The organism is Shinella sp. HY16 (genome assembly GCF_028534175.1).
Taxonomy (GTDB): domain Bacteria; phylum Pseudomonadota; class Alphaproteobacteria; order Rhizobiales; family Rhizobiaceae; genus Shinella.
The window spans coordinates 73,684-88,993 of record NZ_JAHYXL010000002.1; the positions used below are offsets into that span (position 1 = coordinate 73,684).

Genomic DNA, 15,310 nt, shown 5'->3' on the forward strand with positions numbered 1-15,310 from the left:
AAGGGCGGTGAGATGTCTGATTTCTTTTGGTTTTCCGATGCGCAGTGGGAACGGATCGAACCGCTCCTGCCAACGGATGTGCGGGGCAAGCCGCGCGTGGACGATCGTCGCGTGTTGAGCGGAATCGTCCACGCGCTGCGATGCGGTGGACGCTGGGCGGACTGCGCCGACGTCTATGGACCGAAGAAGACGCTCTACAATCGCTTCGTTCGCTGGTCCGAGCGCGGCATCTGGGAAGGCATCTTCAGCGCACTCGCCGGAGCCGAGGATGCGCCGGACAGATTGTTCATCGATAGTAGCTGCATCAAGGTCCACCGCTGCGCAGGCGGCGGAAAAGGGGGGCCATGGCTCATGGTATCGGCCGCACGAAAGGCGGACGGAACACCAAGCTCCATGCCGTCTGCGACGCGAAAGGTCGCCCTCACGTCCTGCTCCTGACGCCCGGCAACGTCCATGACTGCAAGGTGGCGAGGCTGTGTATCGAAGCCCTGCCGCCCACCGCGCAGCTCGTCGCGGACAAGGGCTATGACAGCCAGGCTCTGCGCGAGTGGCTCGACGAGCGCGGTACCGAGGCTGTGATCCCGCCACGTCGAAATCGCAAGGTCCAGTACGAGTACGACCGCGCCGTTTACAAGCAGCGCAACGTCATCGAGCGTATGTTCTGCCGTCTCAAGGACTGGCGTCGCCTCGCCACCCGCTTCGATCGCAACATCAAAAACTTCATGGGTGCCGTCGCTCTCGCCGCAGCCGTCATCTGGTGGCTCTAGTGAGTCCGGACCCTAGTTCAAAATGGATGAGTTCAACCGGGAAAGGTCAACGGACCAATCGTACTTGAGCGAGTGATTTTGCAGACTTTTTGAAAGACTTGCGCTGCGTGTACCGAACACCACTACCAACCAGAAAACCTCGAAAGGACTTCGTCCGATATCGTTGGGAGCTCGAAGAAGGCTCTATCGAGCAGCTCTATTGCCTGGTGAATATCATTTTCTGTGATACTCAGCGGCGGTGTCATTTCCAACACATTGCCGTTCATGCCGACATAATAGAGCACGACGCCGAGTTCGTAGGCGCAGTAGATCAGCTTTGCGGTCTCCACGCGCGCCGGCGCACGGCTTTGGCGGTCGAGTACGAGTTCGACGCCGCAGGCAAGGCCCCGGCCGCGAATGTCGCCGATGAGGGTGTGGCGTTCGGCAAGCCACGCCAGACCGTCGCGCAGCAATTTTCCCTTGCGCTCCGCGCCTGCGGCAAGGTTTTCGCGGTCGATCGTTTCGAGCACGGCAAGGCCTGCGGCGGCGCAGACCGGATTGCCGTGCAGGGTCTGCATGGCAAATGCGCTGGCGCAATCGAGGATATTGGCCGGTGCGATGACGGCTGAGAGCGGCAAGCCGCCGCCAAGGCCTTTGCCGAGCACCAGGATATCGGGCACGAAGCCCTCGTGGTCGAAGCAATGCAGGCGGCCGCTGCGGGCAAGGCCCACCTTCACCTCGTCGCAGACGACGAGAATGCCATGGGCGCGGCAGATATCCGCGAACTTGCGCAAAAAACCATCGGGAGGAACGATCAAGCCGCCATCTGACTGGATCGGTTCGATAAAGGCCGCACCGATCGAGCCGGCCGGAACCACAGCCAGCTTTTCCCTGAGAAGCGTGAGGATGGCATCGCCCGTCGGATCGCCCTCATGGGGGCGGTAGGGATCGGGGTAGGGCAGAAGGATCAGCCCATCCGCCTTGGCTGCGCCGGCCTGAACGCTGTGGCCGGAAAATGCCATAGAGCCGACGGTGCAGCCGTGATAGGCGCCGACAAAGGCGATGACGCCGGTGCGGCCGGTTGCCTTCACGATCGCCCGATAGGCGGCTTCGTTGGCATCGGAGCCGGAATGGCCGAACCAGACCTTATGCCCGCCGCGACCGGGAAAACGCGCCAGCAGCCTTTCGGCAAGCGCCACGGCCGGTGCGTTCGAGGCGGAAAGGATGCTTGCGCCGGCAGGGTTGGCGATGGCGGTGGAGACGGCCTCGACGATGGCGGGATGGCCGTAGCCGAGGCTCGCCGCGCCCCAGGCGCCGGAGAGGTCGATGAGTTCGCGGCCATTCTCCTCCACAAGCCGCGCACCCTTTCCGCCGCTGATGGCAAGCGGGAAGAAGCGCAGTTTCTGCAGGGTGCCGATGGCCGCTTCATCCCTGTCGTAGAGACTGTCCTCCATCAGCCCTGCTCCTGCAATGCCGCCTTGAAACAGCGGGTGAGCCTGTCACCCCATTCGCCGACGCCGGAAAGCGTGTCGATCAGATCATGCCGCACCTCGATGAGGGCACCCGGCAGGCCGCGTGCGTCCGCATGGACGGGCACCGTATAGTCCTCATCCCGATGGATGATGTAAGGCTCGTTGTCGCCGATGGTGAGGCCGGATTCTGCCTGGAGTTCCCGGACTAGCATTTGGCCGAAGCCGGTTGCCTGTCCATAGAGGATACCGGCGTGCCATGGGCGTTGCTTGCCGAAATAAACAGGCGTGAAGGAATGGATCCCGACGACGATCGGGCGCTTGCCCTGTTGCTGCAACAGGTCTAGCCGTCTCGCGACGGCCTCGGCATAGGGCGTGAACAACGTCTCGATGCGCTGCGCCTTCTCGGCTTCCGTCAGGCCGATATTGCCGGGGATCTTGGTCGTTTCGCTGATTTCGGGCATGGCCGAGGGGACGCCGAGGGGACGGTTGCAGTCGATGACGAGCCGCGAATAGTTCGTCATGAATAGCGGCGCATCGAGCATGCGGCTGAGATGCTGGGACAGGGCGTTGACGCCGATATCCCAGGCGATGTGGCGTCGGCGCTCCGTCTCCGGCAGACCGAGGTCGCCGAGCGCCTTCGGGATACGGTTGGACGCATGTTCACAAAGCAGCAGGTAGGGTGAGGTCCCATTGGGATTGATCACGCTATAGGGCGGCGGCTCGTCGATGGCGAGCAGCGGCAGGGCCGGATCGTGCCGCCACCGGTTCTCGGGATGGGGAATGACATTGCTTGAGGTCATGATCTGCCCAATCAATAGACGGTGGCGTAGCGGGCGCAGAGGTCTTCGGGCGAAAGACCCTCGACGATTTCGATCTCCTTGCGCTTCATGGCGAAATAGCAGTCGAGGAAATCCTTCGAGAACCAGCCCGTCACCACGTCATCGGCAGCCAGCGTATCGAGTGCCTCCGAAAGACTGGAAGGCAGGCGGCGGATGCCGAGCCTCGCCTGTTCCTCGGCGGAGAATTCCGACGGGTCGGTGTTGATCAATGGCGGCTGTTCCAACCCGGCGCGAATGCCCTCGAGGCCGGCACGCAGCACGACGGCCAGCGACAGATGCGGGCTCGCGCAGGCGTCCGCAGCGCGGTATTCCATGTTGAACTGTTTGGCCGGGTTGCTGCCGGGCAGGTCGAGCGTCGGGCAGATGCGCAGCGTCGCTTCCCGGTTCTTTTCACCGAGGCAGGTATAGGCCGCGCTCCAGTGATGTGGCACGAGGCGCATGTAGGAGAGCACGGAGGGCGCGGTGAAGGCGGCAAGCGCCGGCAGGTGCCTGATGACGCCGGCCGCGAAGGACCCGGCGACCTTGGAGAGCCGTCCGGGGCGCGAGGCGTCGAAGGTCACGGGGTTGCCGTCGAGATCGGTGAAGCTGACATGCAGGTGCACGCCGTTGCCGACGCCGTTGGGGTCCGTCTTCGGCGCGAAGCTGGCGGTCCAGCCGAAGAGGGCGGCAACCTCGCGGGTCACGGCGCGGATCGTCGCGCCGCGGTCGGCGGCGACAAGGGCGGGGGCGGGGCGGCAGGTGACTTCGAACTGGTCCTTGCCATATTCCGGCAGGAACATTTCCGGCTCGGCGCCGGCTTCCTTCAGCGCGGTCATCAGCAGGGATCCGAAGGGTTCGGCGCGGCGCTGGGCGCGCAGGCCGAAGGCAGGGGCTGCGGGCCAGTCGGCGCCGAGCACCTGGAATTCCTGCTCGACCGCGCTGATGACCCTGAGACCGGCTTCTTTCTCGAATTCGGCCAGCGTCGCCTTCAGGAAGCTGCGCACGCAGCACTCCCATGGCTCGCCCGTGAGGTCCGTGATGTCGGCATGGTAGAAGTGCAGCGGCGTCTCGTCCGGCAGGCAGGTGACGCGCGCCTTGCTGGCGGGATCGGCCATCAGCCGCAGGTCGCCGGCCGAGCCCCAGGGGTTCGGGTCGGCAATGAGGTCGAACGGTGTCAGCGCGAGGTTCGCCGGCACCCAGCCCACGCCCTTGCGCAGGTAATCCTCGATCTCGGAGGCCGCGAAGCTGCGGCCGCGGGTGATGCCGGCAATGTCGGTCGTGACGAAGGTCGCAAGTTCCGTCAGGTCGGCGAAGGCCTTGCCGTTGCTGCTCTCGGTCATGGTGATCCCCTTCTTGAAACGATCAGGTGCGGCCGAGCCCGCCGAGGCGGCTGACGACGGTGTCGGTGTCCGTGATCCAGCAATAGCCGGCATAGGCGCGCATCGCCGCGTCGTGGCGTTCCTGGCTGTAGGTGGCGCAGGCATCCTCGACGACCGTGACGAGATAGCCGCGGTCGGCGGCATCGCGCACGGCCATGTCGACGCACTGGTCGGTGACGACGCCGGCGATGATCAGGTAGCGGGTGTTGAGGTTGCGCAGCACGTAGTCGATGTTCGTCGAGTTGAAGACGCCGGAGGAGGTTTTCGGCAGTACGATCTCGTTGTCGATGGGCGCGAGCGCCGGGATCACCTGTCCCTCGGGCGAGCCCTTCGGCACATGCATGTCGGAAAGCTTGTGGTCGAGCGAGCGGTCGCGGCCATCAAGCGTCAGGCTTTCGATGATGGTGTGCAGCACGTTGCAGCCGGCCTTGCGGCCCGCTTCGAGAATGCGGACCTGGTTGGGGATGACCTTTTCGCGCAGACGGCGGTGGTAGTAGCTGTCGGCATCCTGCGGATGGGTCGGGTCGAGGTTCGGCTCGCACCAAATGCGCTGCATGTCGACATAGAGCAGGGCCGTCATGCCGGCCTTGTAGGTGCTGTCGCGCCGCAGCAGGTCCTTGCCGTATTGCACTTCAATCGCAGTCATGTCTGTCCTCCAATGGATGTCGGTTCGCCGTTCGGGCGCAATGTCATTTGCTACCGTCGACCGGCGGGCTGTAGGCGTCTTCGGTGATGGCATAGCTGCGGCGCAGCTCCTCCATGCGCTCGATGCGGCCGCGCGACTGGTTGGCAAGGCGCGCGGTCAGGCCGGCGATCAGCGCCTCAGTCTGGGCGATGGCGGGCACCATCGTGTCATAGGGCGAGACCGTATCGACCGGCGCCATCAGCGTAACGGAGGCGAATTCGGCGATCGGCGAAACCCAGCGGTCGGTGAAGAGCACGATGCGCGCACCCTGCTTGGCCGCCTGTCGGGCAAAACGGATCGTGTCGATCTGGTAGCGTCGGTAGTCATAGACGAAGAGCACGTCGCGCTTGCCGAGATCGACCAGCTGGTCGACCTGATCGGCCTGCGAGCCGTTGATCCAGCGCGTTTCGCCGCGCAGCTGCTTCATATGCGACCACAGAAGACCGGCAAGGAAGCCGCTGAACCGTCCGCCGAGGCAATGAACGCGCATGTTGAGATCGGCGGCGGCATCGATGGCGGCCTCGAAATCATCGGGCGGCAGCATCTGCATCGACGCTTCCAGCGCGTGAATGCTGGCACGCAAAAAGTATTGGTAGAAATTCTCTTGTTCCAGGGACGGCTTGCGCGTGTCGAGCATGGAGAGCGGCGAGCTCATCCGCTCCTGCACTTCGCTGAGAAGCGCCGCCTGGAATTCTGGATAGCCTTCGAAGCCAAGCTTGTTGGCAAAGCGCACGACCGTAGGGTTGCTGACATCGGCGGCCGCGGCGAGATGCGCAACCGTGTTGAGCCCGGCTGCCGGATAGTTCGACAGCAGCTGCCGCACGATTTTCAGCTCCGCCCGTGTGAAGGCGATTTCCCCGTCCGTCAGGCGGTCTCGAATGGCCATTCCTTGCCTCCCTCTCGTGATCGGCGTTCGTGGCGCGATTTTAATTTTGTTACATTCTTGCTAGCAGACAATAAAAAATGAAACAAGATTGACATACGCGGTTTCTCGATTAACGTTTGTTGCGGGAACGGGCTCGACAAAAGAAGCCGCAAATCGGGAGAATGCTGATGGTGCGCATAAGGCGCGGAACCGTCGTCGGGATCATCGCGACGGTGCTCCCCCTGGTGGTCGCGGCCCTGGTGGCGAAAGGCCTCTTTCCAGGGGCAGGGGAACGGCTGGTGACGCTGTTCCTGATCAACGTGATCGCCGTCATCGGCATTGGCGTCTACAGCGGCAATTCCGGCATCATCTCGTTCGGCAATGTCGGCTTCATGGCCGTCGGCGCCTATGCGTCCGGCCTCCTGACCATCAATCCGATCGTGCAGAAGACAGCACTACCGAATCTGCCGGACTGGCTGATGGGCTGGGGCATGCCGTTTCTGCCGGCCCTTCTTGTGGCGCTTGTCGTCGTCGCGCTGGTGGCGGTCGCCATCGGCATTCCGGTTGCCCGGCTCGGCGGCTCCTCGGCCTCGATCTGTACGCTCGGCTTCCTCGTCATCGTGCATGTCGTGTTGGTCGCCTCCAGCGACTTTACCCGCGGCAGCCAGACCTTCTTCGGCATTCCCCGTGCGGTGAATATCTGGGTCGCGCTTCCTTTCGCCATTCTCGCGGTCGCCGTCGCGCGTATCTATCGCGATAGCGCCGCCGGTATGAAGCTGCGCGCTTCGCGGGAGGATGAGATTGCCTCGACGGCCGTCGGCGTCAATGTGCGCCTGCACCGCTTCCTGGCCTGGGTGCTGGGTGCGATCCTGTCCGGGGCGGCGGGCGTGCTGTTTGCGCATTTCATCGGCGCCTTCTCGCCGAAGGATTTTTATTTCAACTTCACCTTCATGCTGCTCGCAATGCTGATCCTCGGTGGCATCACCACCGTCTCCGGTGCGGTCGTCGGTTCGGCCGTCATCATGCTGATCGTGGAACTGCTGCGAAAGCTGGAAGGCGGCGTCGATCTCGGCGTCTTCTCGCTGCCGACGGTGTTCGGTCTCACCGATATCGGCATCGGCCTTGCCATCCTGCTTGTCATGTATCGCCTTCAGGATGGCCTGCTCGGCGTGCGCGAAATCGACGAGCAGGTGCCGTTCCTCAAGCGCCTCGCCGCGGGCGTCGTCAAGCCGATGGCCGGGCAGCCGGTGCAGGCAACGCCCAGGGATACCGGTACGCTGCGCGTCGAAAATGTCGGCAAGCGTTTCTCCGGGCTGGTCGCGCTGGAAAAGGCCGACTTCGAAATCCGTCCGGGCCTCGTTACGGGCCTGATCGGCCCGAATGGCGCCGGCAAGTCGACGCTCATCAACAGCGTCTCGGGTGTGGTGCCGCCGTCCACCGGCCGGGTGATGATCGATGGCACAGATGTCGCGTCGCTCCCGGTGCATCGGGTGCCGGTCACCGGCCTTGCCCGCACCTTCCAGAATATCCGTCTTTTCAAAAACCTCACCGTCTTGGAAAACGTCACGGTCGCCGCAAGCGCCGTCGCCGGCGAGCGCGATCCCGTGGGCCTTGCCCGCGAGGCGCTGGTTGAAGTCGGTCTCGGCACTGTCGAGGGCCAGCTTGCCGACACGTTGTCCTACGGTGCGCAACGGCGGCTGGAAATTGCCCGCGCGCTGGCGCTGAAACCCCGTTACCTGCTGCTCGACGAGCCCGCCGCCGGCATGAACCCGGCCGAAACGCAGGAACTGATGACCGTGCTCGACCGTATCCGCACGAAGCACCGCCTCGGGCTCCTCGTCGTCGAGCACGACCTGAAGCTCATCATGCGGCTCTGCGACGTGGTCGTGGTGCTCAACAAGGGCCAGCAGATCGCAATCGGCACGCCCGCTGAAATCCAGGCCAATCCCGCCGTCATTGAAGCCTATATCGGTCGCCGCCGTTCGACGGCACAGCAGACGAAGTCCGCAATCGACGCCGCCATGCCGGATCTCGATCCGCATACCGCCGGCAAGCCCGCATAACCACCAGAGGAGAATAAGAATGAAAACGACATTGAAGGCCTTGTTCTTGTCCACCGCGCTTGGCGCCCTCGCGTTCCCCGTACTTGCCGAGGACCTTGTCGTCGGGCTTGCGACCGCGCAGACCGGCGGCCTTGCGCCCTATGACCAGCCATCGCTGAAAGGCCTGCAGATGGCCGTCGACGAAATCAACGCGGCCGGCGGCATCGCCGGTAAATTCCCGATCAAGCTGATCGCCAAAGATACCCGCTCGGATGCCGCCCAGACCGCGCTCGTGGCGCAAGAACTGGTCGACGAGGGTATCAAGATCCTCATCACGCCCTGCGACGCCGACCCGTCGATCGCCGCCGGCCAGATCACCCAGGCTGCGCAGATCCCGGCCTTCTCCTTCTGCGCCACGACGCCGACCATGCCGCTCGCCGTCGGCGACTACATGTTCGGCAACTACCCGGCCGACAACGTGCAGGCCGCGGTGCTGGCGAACTATGCCAAGGAAAAGGGCTTCAAGACCGCCTATGTGCTAAAGTCGCCGGATACCGCGTATACGCTGAAGCTGCCGGAATATTTCGCGACCAGCTTCAAGGGCAAGGGCGGCGAAGTCGTCGGCGAAGGCACCTACAGCATGGGCCAGCAGGATTTCAGCGCCGAAGTCACCAAGATCAAGGCGCTGAACCCGGCGCCCGACGTCATCATGACCGCCGCCTATGAACCGGATTTCCCGGCCTTCATCCGCCAATTGCGCGGTGCGGGCGTCACCACGCCGATCCTCGGCAGCGATGGCATCGATTCCCCGACAACCTTCGGTCTCGGTCCGCTCGTCGACGGCGTGGTTTTCACCACGGCAGGCTTCGCGACGGAAGGCAGCCCGCTTGCCGCCTTCAACGAGAAGTACAAGGCGAAGTTCGGCCAGGACCCGGACACGGTCTACATCGCCAACGGCTACGATCTCGGCAAGGTCATCGAGGCGGCCGTCACCAAGGCTGACAGCGTGGACTCGACAGCTATCCGCGAAGCCATCGCGTCGCTCGACGGCGTCGAGGGCGTGACCGGCAAGATCAGCTATGTCGGTACGCAGGGCATGCCGCTGCGCTCCGTCTCGCTCGTGCGCATCGATGGCGGCAACCGCTCGCTGGTCAGCCAGGGTGTGCCGGCGGCCGAGGACGTTCCCGCACCGTGATGTTCAAGTGATGCCCTCCGGTCGTGCCGGAGGGCAATCTTCCTGCTGTTGGCCGGGGCGGATGAGCCGCGGCGAGGATTTGCCCGATGACGCGTGACATTTCCGACGAGACCCCGATGCTCGAGGTCAGCGGCCTCAAGGTCGCCTATGGGCCGGTCGAGGCGCTGAAGGGCGTCGATCTCAAGGTCCGCAAGGGCGAGATCGTCACCCTCCTCGGTGCCAATGGCGCCGGCAAGAGCTCGACGCTCAATGCGCTCGTTGGCCTTGCCGCCAAGAAAGCCGGCCGCGTGACCTTCGCCGGCAAGGACATTTCCACCTTGCCGCCCGAGATGATCGTGCGCATGGGTATGACCCTGACACCGGAAGGGCGCCGCATCTTCCCGACCCTCACGGTCGACGAACACCTTCTCCTCGGCGGTGCCATGCACAAGGGCAGGGGGCAGATCGACGCGGTGCGCGAGGACATGCTGTCGCGCTTTCCCATCCTGAGGGAGCGCCTGCATCAGAAGGCGGGCTCACTCTCCGGCGGCGAACAGCAGATGCTGGCGATCGCCCGCTCCATGATGTCCTCGCCCGATCTCCTGCTGCTCGACGAGCCGTCGCTCGGCCTTGCCCCGCAGATCGTCGACCAGATTTTCGAGCTGATCGCCGGCCTGCGCCAGCGTGGACTGACCATCTTGCTCGTCGAGCAGAATGTCTCGCTGTCGCTGGAGATCGCCGACGCCGGCTATGTCATGGCGAACGGCCGCATCGTGCTGTCAGGCTCCGCTGCCGATCTGCGCAATTCCACCGAAATCCAGGGCGCCTATCTCGGCGCGTGACCGGCAAGAAGGAAAACCATCCATGGACATGTTCCTGCAGCAGCTGGTCAATGCGCTGAGCCTCGGGGGTACCTATGCGCTGCTGGCGCTCGGTCTTGCCGTCGTCTTCTCGATCATGGGCCTCATCAACTTCGCCCATGGCGAACTGATGACGGTCGCCGGTTACGGCCTCTGCTTCGCACTGATCGTCGGGATGCCCTTCGGCCTTGCCGTCATCTTCGCGCTAGCCGTCGCGATCGTGCTGGTGCTGCTGATGGAGCGCACCGCCTTCCGGCCGGTGCGCGGCGCGAGCGGCACGACGCTGCTCCTGACGAGCTTTGCCGTCAGTGCCATCCTGCGCGTGCTGTTCCAGAACTTCATTTCCGCTCGCCCCAAGCCGGTACCGATGCCGATGAGCCTGTCCGGCACCATCGAGATCGGCGGTCTGCATATCGGCGTCATCCAGGCGATTTCCATTCTCGTCACGGTCATCATGCTGGTCGGTCTCAACCTCTTCCTGCGCACCACGGTGCTGGGCCGCGCCATGCGGGCGGCATCGGAGGATTTCGCCATCGTCCGCCTGATGGGCATCCGCGCCAATGCGGTCGTTGCCACGGCCTTCGCGATTTCCGGCCTCATGGCGGGTGTTGCCGGCATTCTCTGGGTGGCCCAACGCGGCAGCGTCGATCCGCTGATGGGCTTCCTGCCGGTGCTCAAGGCCTTCATCGCGGCGATCATCGGTGGCCTCGGCAGCCTTTCGGGCGCCGTCGCCGGCGGCTTTCTGCTCGGCTTCATCGAGGTCTTCTTGCAGGCCTACCTGCCGGAAAGCCTACTCAGCTATCGCGACGCCTTCACCATTCTGCTTGTCATTGCAGTTCTGTTGTTCGCACCGCAAGGCTTGTTGGCTCGCAAGGCGATCGTGAAGCTCTGAGCGAGGTGTCCTGCTCACCTGGGATGCCCTGGATTCGCCGGTGCAAAGACGAGGGCACAATGTGGGTGAAAAGAACTTGTTCCTGCTGGGCCCCGGATAGCTGAATATAGCGCTTTCAGGCGCCTGCAGAATTATAGAGAACCTCAGCCCGCCAAAGACGCAACTATCGGGCCGCTGGCTCGAGCCCATTCAAGAGCAAATCCATAACTGAATACCGGGATTGGTGGTTCGCACGCCTTCCAGTGTGTATAAGCACGAGAAATTGAACCCATTTGGCACCGGAGGGTGGCCCCGGCGGGTCTATGCTAACATTCGGAAATAGTGATCGTCTTTCGCGTTCGGCTGAGTATCGCGAGCTCCTTGAAATGTGTGATCAGGTGCACGTAATTGTCGTACCGTGAATTGCACTCTCCGGTAAAGTGAGATCGACCGCACCGTTGGGGCGGCCGATCATATCGTGCAAACGGTTTCACCAAATGGCGTTCAAGACAGCTTCTGCGCCAACCTATCACATGGATGGCAGAACTGCGATGTCGCGGATCTCGTTCTCAAGGCCATCGATAGCGCCGATCTCCGTTGCCGCACCCGTTTCCAGATTGACTGTGTAGAGAGCCTTGCTCGCTACGAGGAAAGCGGTGTTCTTGCCGCCCTCTTCACCCTGGATATCGAAGGCGTAGGTGGCGGGCTTCTCCTTGAGGCCGAGTTTTCCAATCGCCTTCAGCGTTCCGTCATTCGGCTTGGTCTGCTGGACGAGGGCGCCGATGGTCGCATCGATATTGTACATCGCCGTCTTTTCAGGCTTTCCAATCGAGTTTGTATAGGCCGCCGCAACGATGTCCGGCGTTTCACCCTTGTGCATATCGCCCTCTTCAAAAGCGAGCGTACCGTCGACGGTCACGGCACCTGTATCAGGATGGACGCGGTGGTTCGTGGTGCCTGTCATGAAACGCAGGCGATCTGCCACGGGATTGAAATCGACCACGACAGGCGCTTCCGTGAGCGTGAGCATCTTGTCCATCTTGGCGACTTCGGTTGCGGCGCCGGTCTCCAGATCGATGGACACGATCGCGTGTTCAGATGTCACGCCGATCACTGTCTTGTTTCCTGGGCGGAAATCGACGCCCACAAGCTTGTCAACGCCGGTAACCTCGATCGTCTTGCTGACGGCGGGTGTCGCCGTGTCGAACATGATCAAGGTTTTCTCACCCGTGAGGCCGAGGACCGGGGCAGCCATGACAGCAGTCGTGGATATGACGAGAACAGTTGAGGCGGCAAATGCGGTGCGAGCAATGGTCATGTTGGTCTCCAGTTGTGTTTCTGCTTGGTTGAGAGCCTTCGGCATGAGCCACCTGCGCGCTCTCCATCGTAAGACACCTGAGAGACTGCTCTGGATGCAGACCTGAAAAATATTTCCGACCCTGCATCCACGCGGCCCTGCGGTGTGTCGTCACGATATAGTGAACTCGGGGCCGGCCGAGCTTATGGACTGGACGAGCGGTTACCCGCATGGCAACAGCGACTACGACAGATATGCTTATAGCAAGCCACCAGGAGGAGACCGCGCTTGGCCTTGGTGACAGACCAGTCGACAGACCTTGAAGCAGCGCTTGCCGATTGTGCAAAAGGCGACCAGGATGCATTGAAGCGGATATTCGACCAGGAAGCCGGACGTCTCGTCGCCGTGGCGCAACGCATTTTGAGGCGCCGTGAGCTTGCCGAGGAAGTGGTGCAGGAAGGCTTTATCCGCATCTGGACCCATTCGCACCAATACTCGCCGGCACGCGGTTCGGCGCGGGGGTGGATTTATGCAATTGTCCGCAACCGGGCTCTCAATCTGCTGCGTGACGGGCGTCGCGAGGATTTGGTCGAAGACGGCCAGCTGGAGGTCTTGCGGGATGCCGACCAACTGGATGAGATCATGTCGGCTTGGCATAAGCTGGATCGGGGCAGCCGGTTGCACGAATGCCTGAGCAGGCTGGATGACGTGCGCAGACGCGGCATCCTGATGGCGTATGTGGGTGGGTACACCCACGGCGAGATTGCCGGACGGTTGCGGCTGCCGCTGGGCACCGCAAAGTCCTGGATTCGGCGGGGCCTTTCCTCGCTGCGGGAGTGCATGGCATGAACCTCGAATCCAACGAAATCTCCGTCATCGCTGACGAGTATGTGCTTGGTCTGCTCGAGGACGGCGACAGGGCATATGTTGAGGCGGAAATCGAGCTCAATGCAGCTTTGAAGCAGGCCGTGGCTGAGGCGTACGAACGGTTCTTGCCGCTCGATACAGGTCTCGCGCCGACGGATGTATCGCCGAGCCTATGGAATGCGATTTCCTCCAGACTGACCGAACAGCAACGGACATCGCTTGCGATTGCGGCAAATCCCGCCAAGGCGGTCAACGACAATCATCGCTCCGGTTGGCGAGCGGCCGCCGTATCGGCGATCGCTGCCTCGATCGTTTTGGCTATAGGCCTGACATGGAGCATAACGCGACAGGTCGAGCCCCTTGTTGTGGCGGTGCTTATGAATGAGGCCGGCGAAGTCCAGGCCGTAGTTGAGGACTTTGGAAACGACTCGGCCAATGTGAGGCTGCTCACGGATTTTACGGTTCCGGACGACAAGACAATGCAGGTCTGGACACTACCCTCGATCGAAATGGGGCCAATGTCTCTCGGGGTGCTGAACGGGTCACGTTCGGCAAGGCTAGCCGGGTGGTCACTTCCGAAGCCTGCAGATGCGCAGCTGTACGAGATAACCCTCGAGGAAGCGGGTGGTTCACGGAGCAAACGCCCCACCGGGCCTATTCTCGCGAAGGGGTTCGCCAAATTGACGCGGTAAGTATCTCTGTTTCCTCGCGAAATAAGCGGAACTGGCCTGCCGGGTAGACTGTCGCGCTCTTATTTTTGCGCCAACGTCGGTTGCTCAATCCTTCTACAACCTTCTTCAACTAATGTTCGGCTATCAACGAGGTCGAGCTTATGACGGGCGTTCAAATCCGCTTGGCGGAAATCATCGAAGCTTTGAGCAAGGCGCTCGATATGACCGAGGGGCAACCTGAGGGGCATTGCATCCGATGCTGTTATATCGGCATGCATGTCGGTCGCGAGATCGGCCTTGATGACGTTCAATTGCATGATCTCTATTATACGCTTTTGCTGAAGGATCTCGGCTGTAGCAGCAACGCCGCGCGCATCTGCGAACTCTATCTCGCCGATGATCTGAATTTCAAACGCGATTTCAAGCTGGTTGACGGCAGTCTCACCCAGGTCCTCCGGTTCGTCATCAGCCACACCGGCATGCAGTCAGGCCTTGCCGAGCGATTTCGCAGTATTTTGAACATTCTGCAAAACGGTGGAGAGCTCTCCACCGAACTCATTCAGACGCGTTGCCAGCGCGGCGCCGAGATCGCTCGACAGATGCGGTTCTCCGAAAGCGTAGCCCAGGGAATCCTTGGACTCGACGAGCATTGGAACGGGGGCGGAAAGCCGAATGGGCTCGCCGGCGACCAGATACCGCTGTTTTCCCGTATTGCTCTCCTGGCTCAGGTAATCGACATATTTCATGTCAGTGGCGGCCGGAAAAGTGCACTCAAGGAAGTCAAGAAGCGCAAGGGCGATTGGTTCGATCCCTCCTTGGTCAAGGCCTTTGTCCGCGTGTCAGAGAACCGCCTTTTCTGGGATGCCTTGTCCTCTTCCGATGTGGAGGCAATCGTGTTGGCCTCCGAACCGGGTCAACATGCAATTATGGCTGATGACGACTACCTCGATGACATTGCTGCCGGCTTCGCCAAGGTCATCGACGCCAAGAGCCCATATACTTCCGGCCACAGTGATCGTGTGGCACTCTTCACCGACCTGATCGCGGAGGAAATGGGCATCGGTTTCGAGGCCCGCCGGCTCCTCAAGCGGGCTGCCTTGCTGCACGACGTCGGCAAACTCGGTGTCAGCAACAGCGTACTCGACAAGCCCGGCAAGCTTGACGAGGATGAATGGCTCAAGATGAAGAGGCATGCCGAGTTTTCAGAGCATATCCTGTCTACCATCGGGGCGTTCTCCGAGGCGGCACTGATCGGGGGGGCACACCATGAACGGCTGGATGGGAAAGGCTATCCGCGTGGTTTAATGGCGGAGAATATTCCGATGGAGGTCCGAATTGTCTCGACGGCGGATGTCTTCGATGCTCTGACCGCCGACCGACCCTACAGAGCCGCTATGCCGATCGCCAAGGCCCTTGCGATCTTGTGGGAGGACGCAGGCAAGTCGCACGATCCGATCTGCATCGAGGCGCTTGAGCGTGCGCTGGCCAAAGTCGCGTTGGGAGACAGCGAAACCAGATCCGGTTCGGTACCGCTGCAAACCAAGCCGCAAGCTGCATAGCCGA

The 15,310-nt window shown here is 62.1% G+C and carries 14 protein-coding genes; 8 read left to right on the plus strand and 6 right to left on the minus strand.

Features of this window, described 5'->3' with window-relative positions; all coding sequences use genetic code 11:
• Nucleotides 1-12: 12 nt before the first annotated feature.
• Nucleotides 13-767, plus strand: a protein-coding gene (locus K0P03_RS20445; protein WP_443020527.1) for an IS5 family transposase whose coding sequence is annotated in 2 segments (ribosomal slippage) — nt 13-354 and nt 357-767 — 753 coding nt in all. Because the reading frame shifts where the segments join, the coding sequence is not laid out codon by codon here.
• Nucleotides 768-889: 122 nt separating this feature from the next.
• Here the strand turns inward: K0P03_RS20445 and K0P03_RS20450 are convergent.
• Genes K0P03_RS20450 through K0P03_RS20470 form a run of 5 tightly spaced genes read right to left on the minus strand, consistent with a single transcriptional unit; the run spans nt 890 to nt 5,986 of the window.
• On the minus strand, nt 890-2,200 hold the full coding sequence (locus tag K0P03_RS20450) for an aspartate aminotransferase family protein (RefSeq protein WP_130520388.1): 1,311 nt from the start codon (nt 2,198-2,200) through the stop codon (nt 890-892).
• Nucleotides 2,200-3,018: an N-formylglutamate amidohydrolase gene (locus K0P03_RS20455; RefSeq protein ID WP_130520386.1), complete on the minus strand. Its 819-nt coding sequence runs from the start codon at nt 3,016-3,018 to the stop codon at nt 2,200-2,202. The genes K0P03_RS20450 and K0P03_RS20455 overlap by 1 nt, the downstream gene beginning before the upstream one ends.
• An 11-nt stretch (nt 3,019-3,029) precedes the next feature.
• Nucleotides 3,030-4,376 (minus strand): glutamine synthetase family protein, encoded by a 1,347-nt coding sequence (locus tag K0P03_RS20460; protein ID WP_130520384.1) that lies wholly within the window; start codon nt 4,374-4,376, stop codon nt 3,030-3,032.
• 22 nt (nt 4,377-4,398) lie between these two features.
• Nucleotides 4,399-5,061, minus strand: a complete 663-nt coding sequence (locus K0P03_RS20465; protein ID WP_272790531.1) for an isochorismatase family cysteine hydrolase — start codon at nt 5,059-5,061, stop codon at nt 4,399-4,401.
• Nucleotides 5,062-5,104: 43 nt separating this feature from the next.
• Complete coding sequence (locus K0P03_RS20470) at nt 5,105-5,986, minus strand: MurR/RpiR family transcriptional regulator (protein ID WP_130520379.1); 882 nt, start codon at nt 5,984-5,986, stop codon at nt 5,105-5,107.
• Between the two features lie 167 nt (nt 5,987-6,153).
• Here K0P03_RS20470 and K0P03_RS20475 point away from each other — a divergent pair, with 167 nt between their 5' ends.
• From K0P03_RS20475 to K0P03_RS20490, 4 genes are all read left to right on the plus strand, one after another.
• Nucleotides 6,154-8,028, plus strand: a complete 1,875-nt coding sequence (locus K0P03_RS20475; protein ID WP_130520377.1) for a branched-chain amino acid ABC transporter ATP-binding protein/permease — start codon at nt 6,154-6,156, stop codon at nt 8,026-8,028.
• A gap of 19 nt (nt 8,029-8,047) precedes the next feature.
• Nucleotides 8,048-9,202 (plus strand): ABC transporter substrate-binding protein, encoded by a 1,155-nt coding sequence (locus tag K0P03_RS20480; protein WP_130520375.1) that lies wholly within the window; start codon nt 8,048-8,050, stop codon nt 9,200-9,202.
• Between the two features lie 116 nt (nt 9,203-9,318).
• The gene (locus tag K0P03_RS20485) at nt 9,319-10,023 is read left to right on the plus strand and encodes an ABC transporter ATP-binding protein (RefSeq protein WP_165909459.1); all 705 of its coding nucleotides are present in this window, start codon (nt 9,319-9,321) and stop codon (nt 10,021-10,023) included.
• Between the two features lie 22 nt (nt 10,024-10,045).
• On the plus strand, nt 10,046-10,933 hold the full coding sequence (locus K0P03_RS20490; RefSeq protein WP_130520372.1) for a branched-chain amino acid ABC transporter permease: 888 nt from the start codon (nt 10,046-10,048) through the stop codon (nt 10,931-10,933).
• Nucleotides 10,934-11,441: 508 nt separating this feature from the next.
• Here K0P03_RS20490 and K0P03_RS20495 read toward each other — a convergent pair.
• A complete protein-coding gene (locus K0P03_RS20495; protein WP_245462388.1) occupies nt 11,442-12,167 on the minus strand; it encodes a DUF4394 domain-containing protein in 726 nt (241 codons plus the stop codon).
• A gap of 339 nt (nt 12,168-12,506) precedes the next feature.
• Here K0P03_RS20495 and K0P03_RS20500 point away from each other — a divergent pair, with 339 nt between their 5' ends.
• From K0P03_RS20500 to K0P03_RS20510, 3 genes are all read left to right on the plus strand, one after another.
• The gene (locus tag K0P03_RS20500; RefSeq protein ID WP_130520423.1) at nt 12,507-13,058 is read left to right on the plus strand and encodes a sigma-70 family RNA polymerase sigma factor; all 552 of its coding nucleotides are present in this window, start codon (nt 12,507-12,509) and stop codon (nt 13,056-13,058) included.
• Nucleotides 13,055-13,768, plus strand: coding sequence for an anti-sigma factor (locus K0P03_RS20505; protein ID WP_130520370.1), 714 nt, complete (start codon nt 13,055-13,057; stop codon nt 13,766-13,768). Before K0P03_RS20500 ends, K0P03_RS20505 begins: the two co-directional genes overlap by 4 nt.
• A 140-nt stretch (nt 13,769-13,908) precedes the next feature.
• A complete protein-coding gene (locus K0P03_RS20510; protein WP_130520368.1) occupies nt 13,909-15,306 on the plus strand; it encodes an HD-GYP domain-containing protein in 1,398 nt (465 codons plus the stop codon).
• The last annotated feature ends 4 nt before the right edge of the window (nt 15,307-15,310 follow it).

What these genes read in the sequence shown, in the direction of transcription:
- K0P03_RS20450 (WP_130520388.1), bottom strand. Translation starts at nt 2,200, where the DNA reads ATGGAGGACAGTCTCTACGACAGGGATGAAGCGGCCATCGGCACCCTG.
- K0P03_RS20455 (WP_130520386.1), bottom strand. Translation starts at nt 3,018, where the DNA reads ATGACCTCAAGCAATGTCATTCCCCATCCCGAGAACCGGTGGCGGCAC.
- K0P03_RS20460 (WP_130520384.1), bottom strand. Translation starts at nt 4,376, where the DNA reads ATGACCGAGAGCAGCAACGGCAAGGCCTTCGCCGACCTGACGGAACTT.
- K0P03_RS20465 (WP_272790531.1), bottom strand. Translation starts at nt 5,061, where the DNA reads ATGACTGCGATTGAAGTGCAATACGGCAAGGACCTGCTGCGGCGCGAC.
- K0P03_RS20470 (WP_130520379.1), bottom strand. Translation starts at nt 5,986, where the DNA reads ATGGCCATTCGAGACCGCCTGACGGACGGGGAAATCGCCTTCACACGG.
- K0P03_RS20475 (WP_130520377.1), top strand. Translation starts at nt 6,154, where the DNA reads ATGGTGCGCATAAGGCGCGGAACCGTCGTCGGGATCATCGCGACGGTG.
- K0P03_RS20480 (WP_130520375.1), top strand. Translation starts at nt 8,048, where the DNA reads ATGAAAACGACATTGAAGGCCTTGTTCTTGTCCACCGCGCTTGGCGCC.
- K0P03_RS20485 (WP_165909459.1), top strand. Translation starts at nt 9,319, where the DNA reads ATGCTCGAGGTCAGCGGCCTCAAGGTCGCCTATGGGCCGGTCGAGGCG.
- K0P03_RS20490 (WP_130520372.1), top strand. Translation starts at nt 10,046, where the DNA reads ATGGACATGTTCCTGCAGCAGCTGGTCAATGCGCTGAGCCTCGGGGGT.
- K0P03_RS20495 (WP_245462388.1), bottom strand. Translation starts at nt 12,167, where the DNA reads ATGGCTGCCCCGGTCCTCGGCCTCACGGGTGAGAAAACCTTGATCATG.
- K0P03_RS20505 (WP_130520370.1), top strand. Translation starts at nt 13,055, where the DNA reads ATGAACCTCGAATCCAACGAAATCTCCGTCATCGCTGACGAGTATGTG.
- K0P03_RS20510 (WP_130520368.1), top strand. Translation starts at nt 13,909, where the DNA reads ATGACGGGCGTTCAAATCCGCTTGGCGGAAATCATCGAAGCTTTGAGC.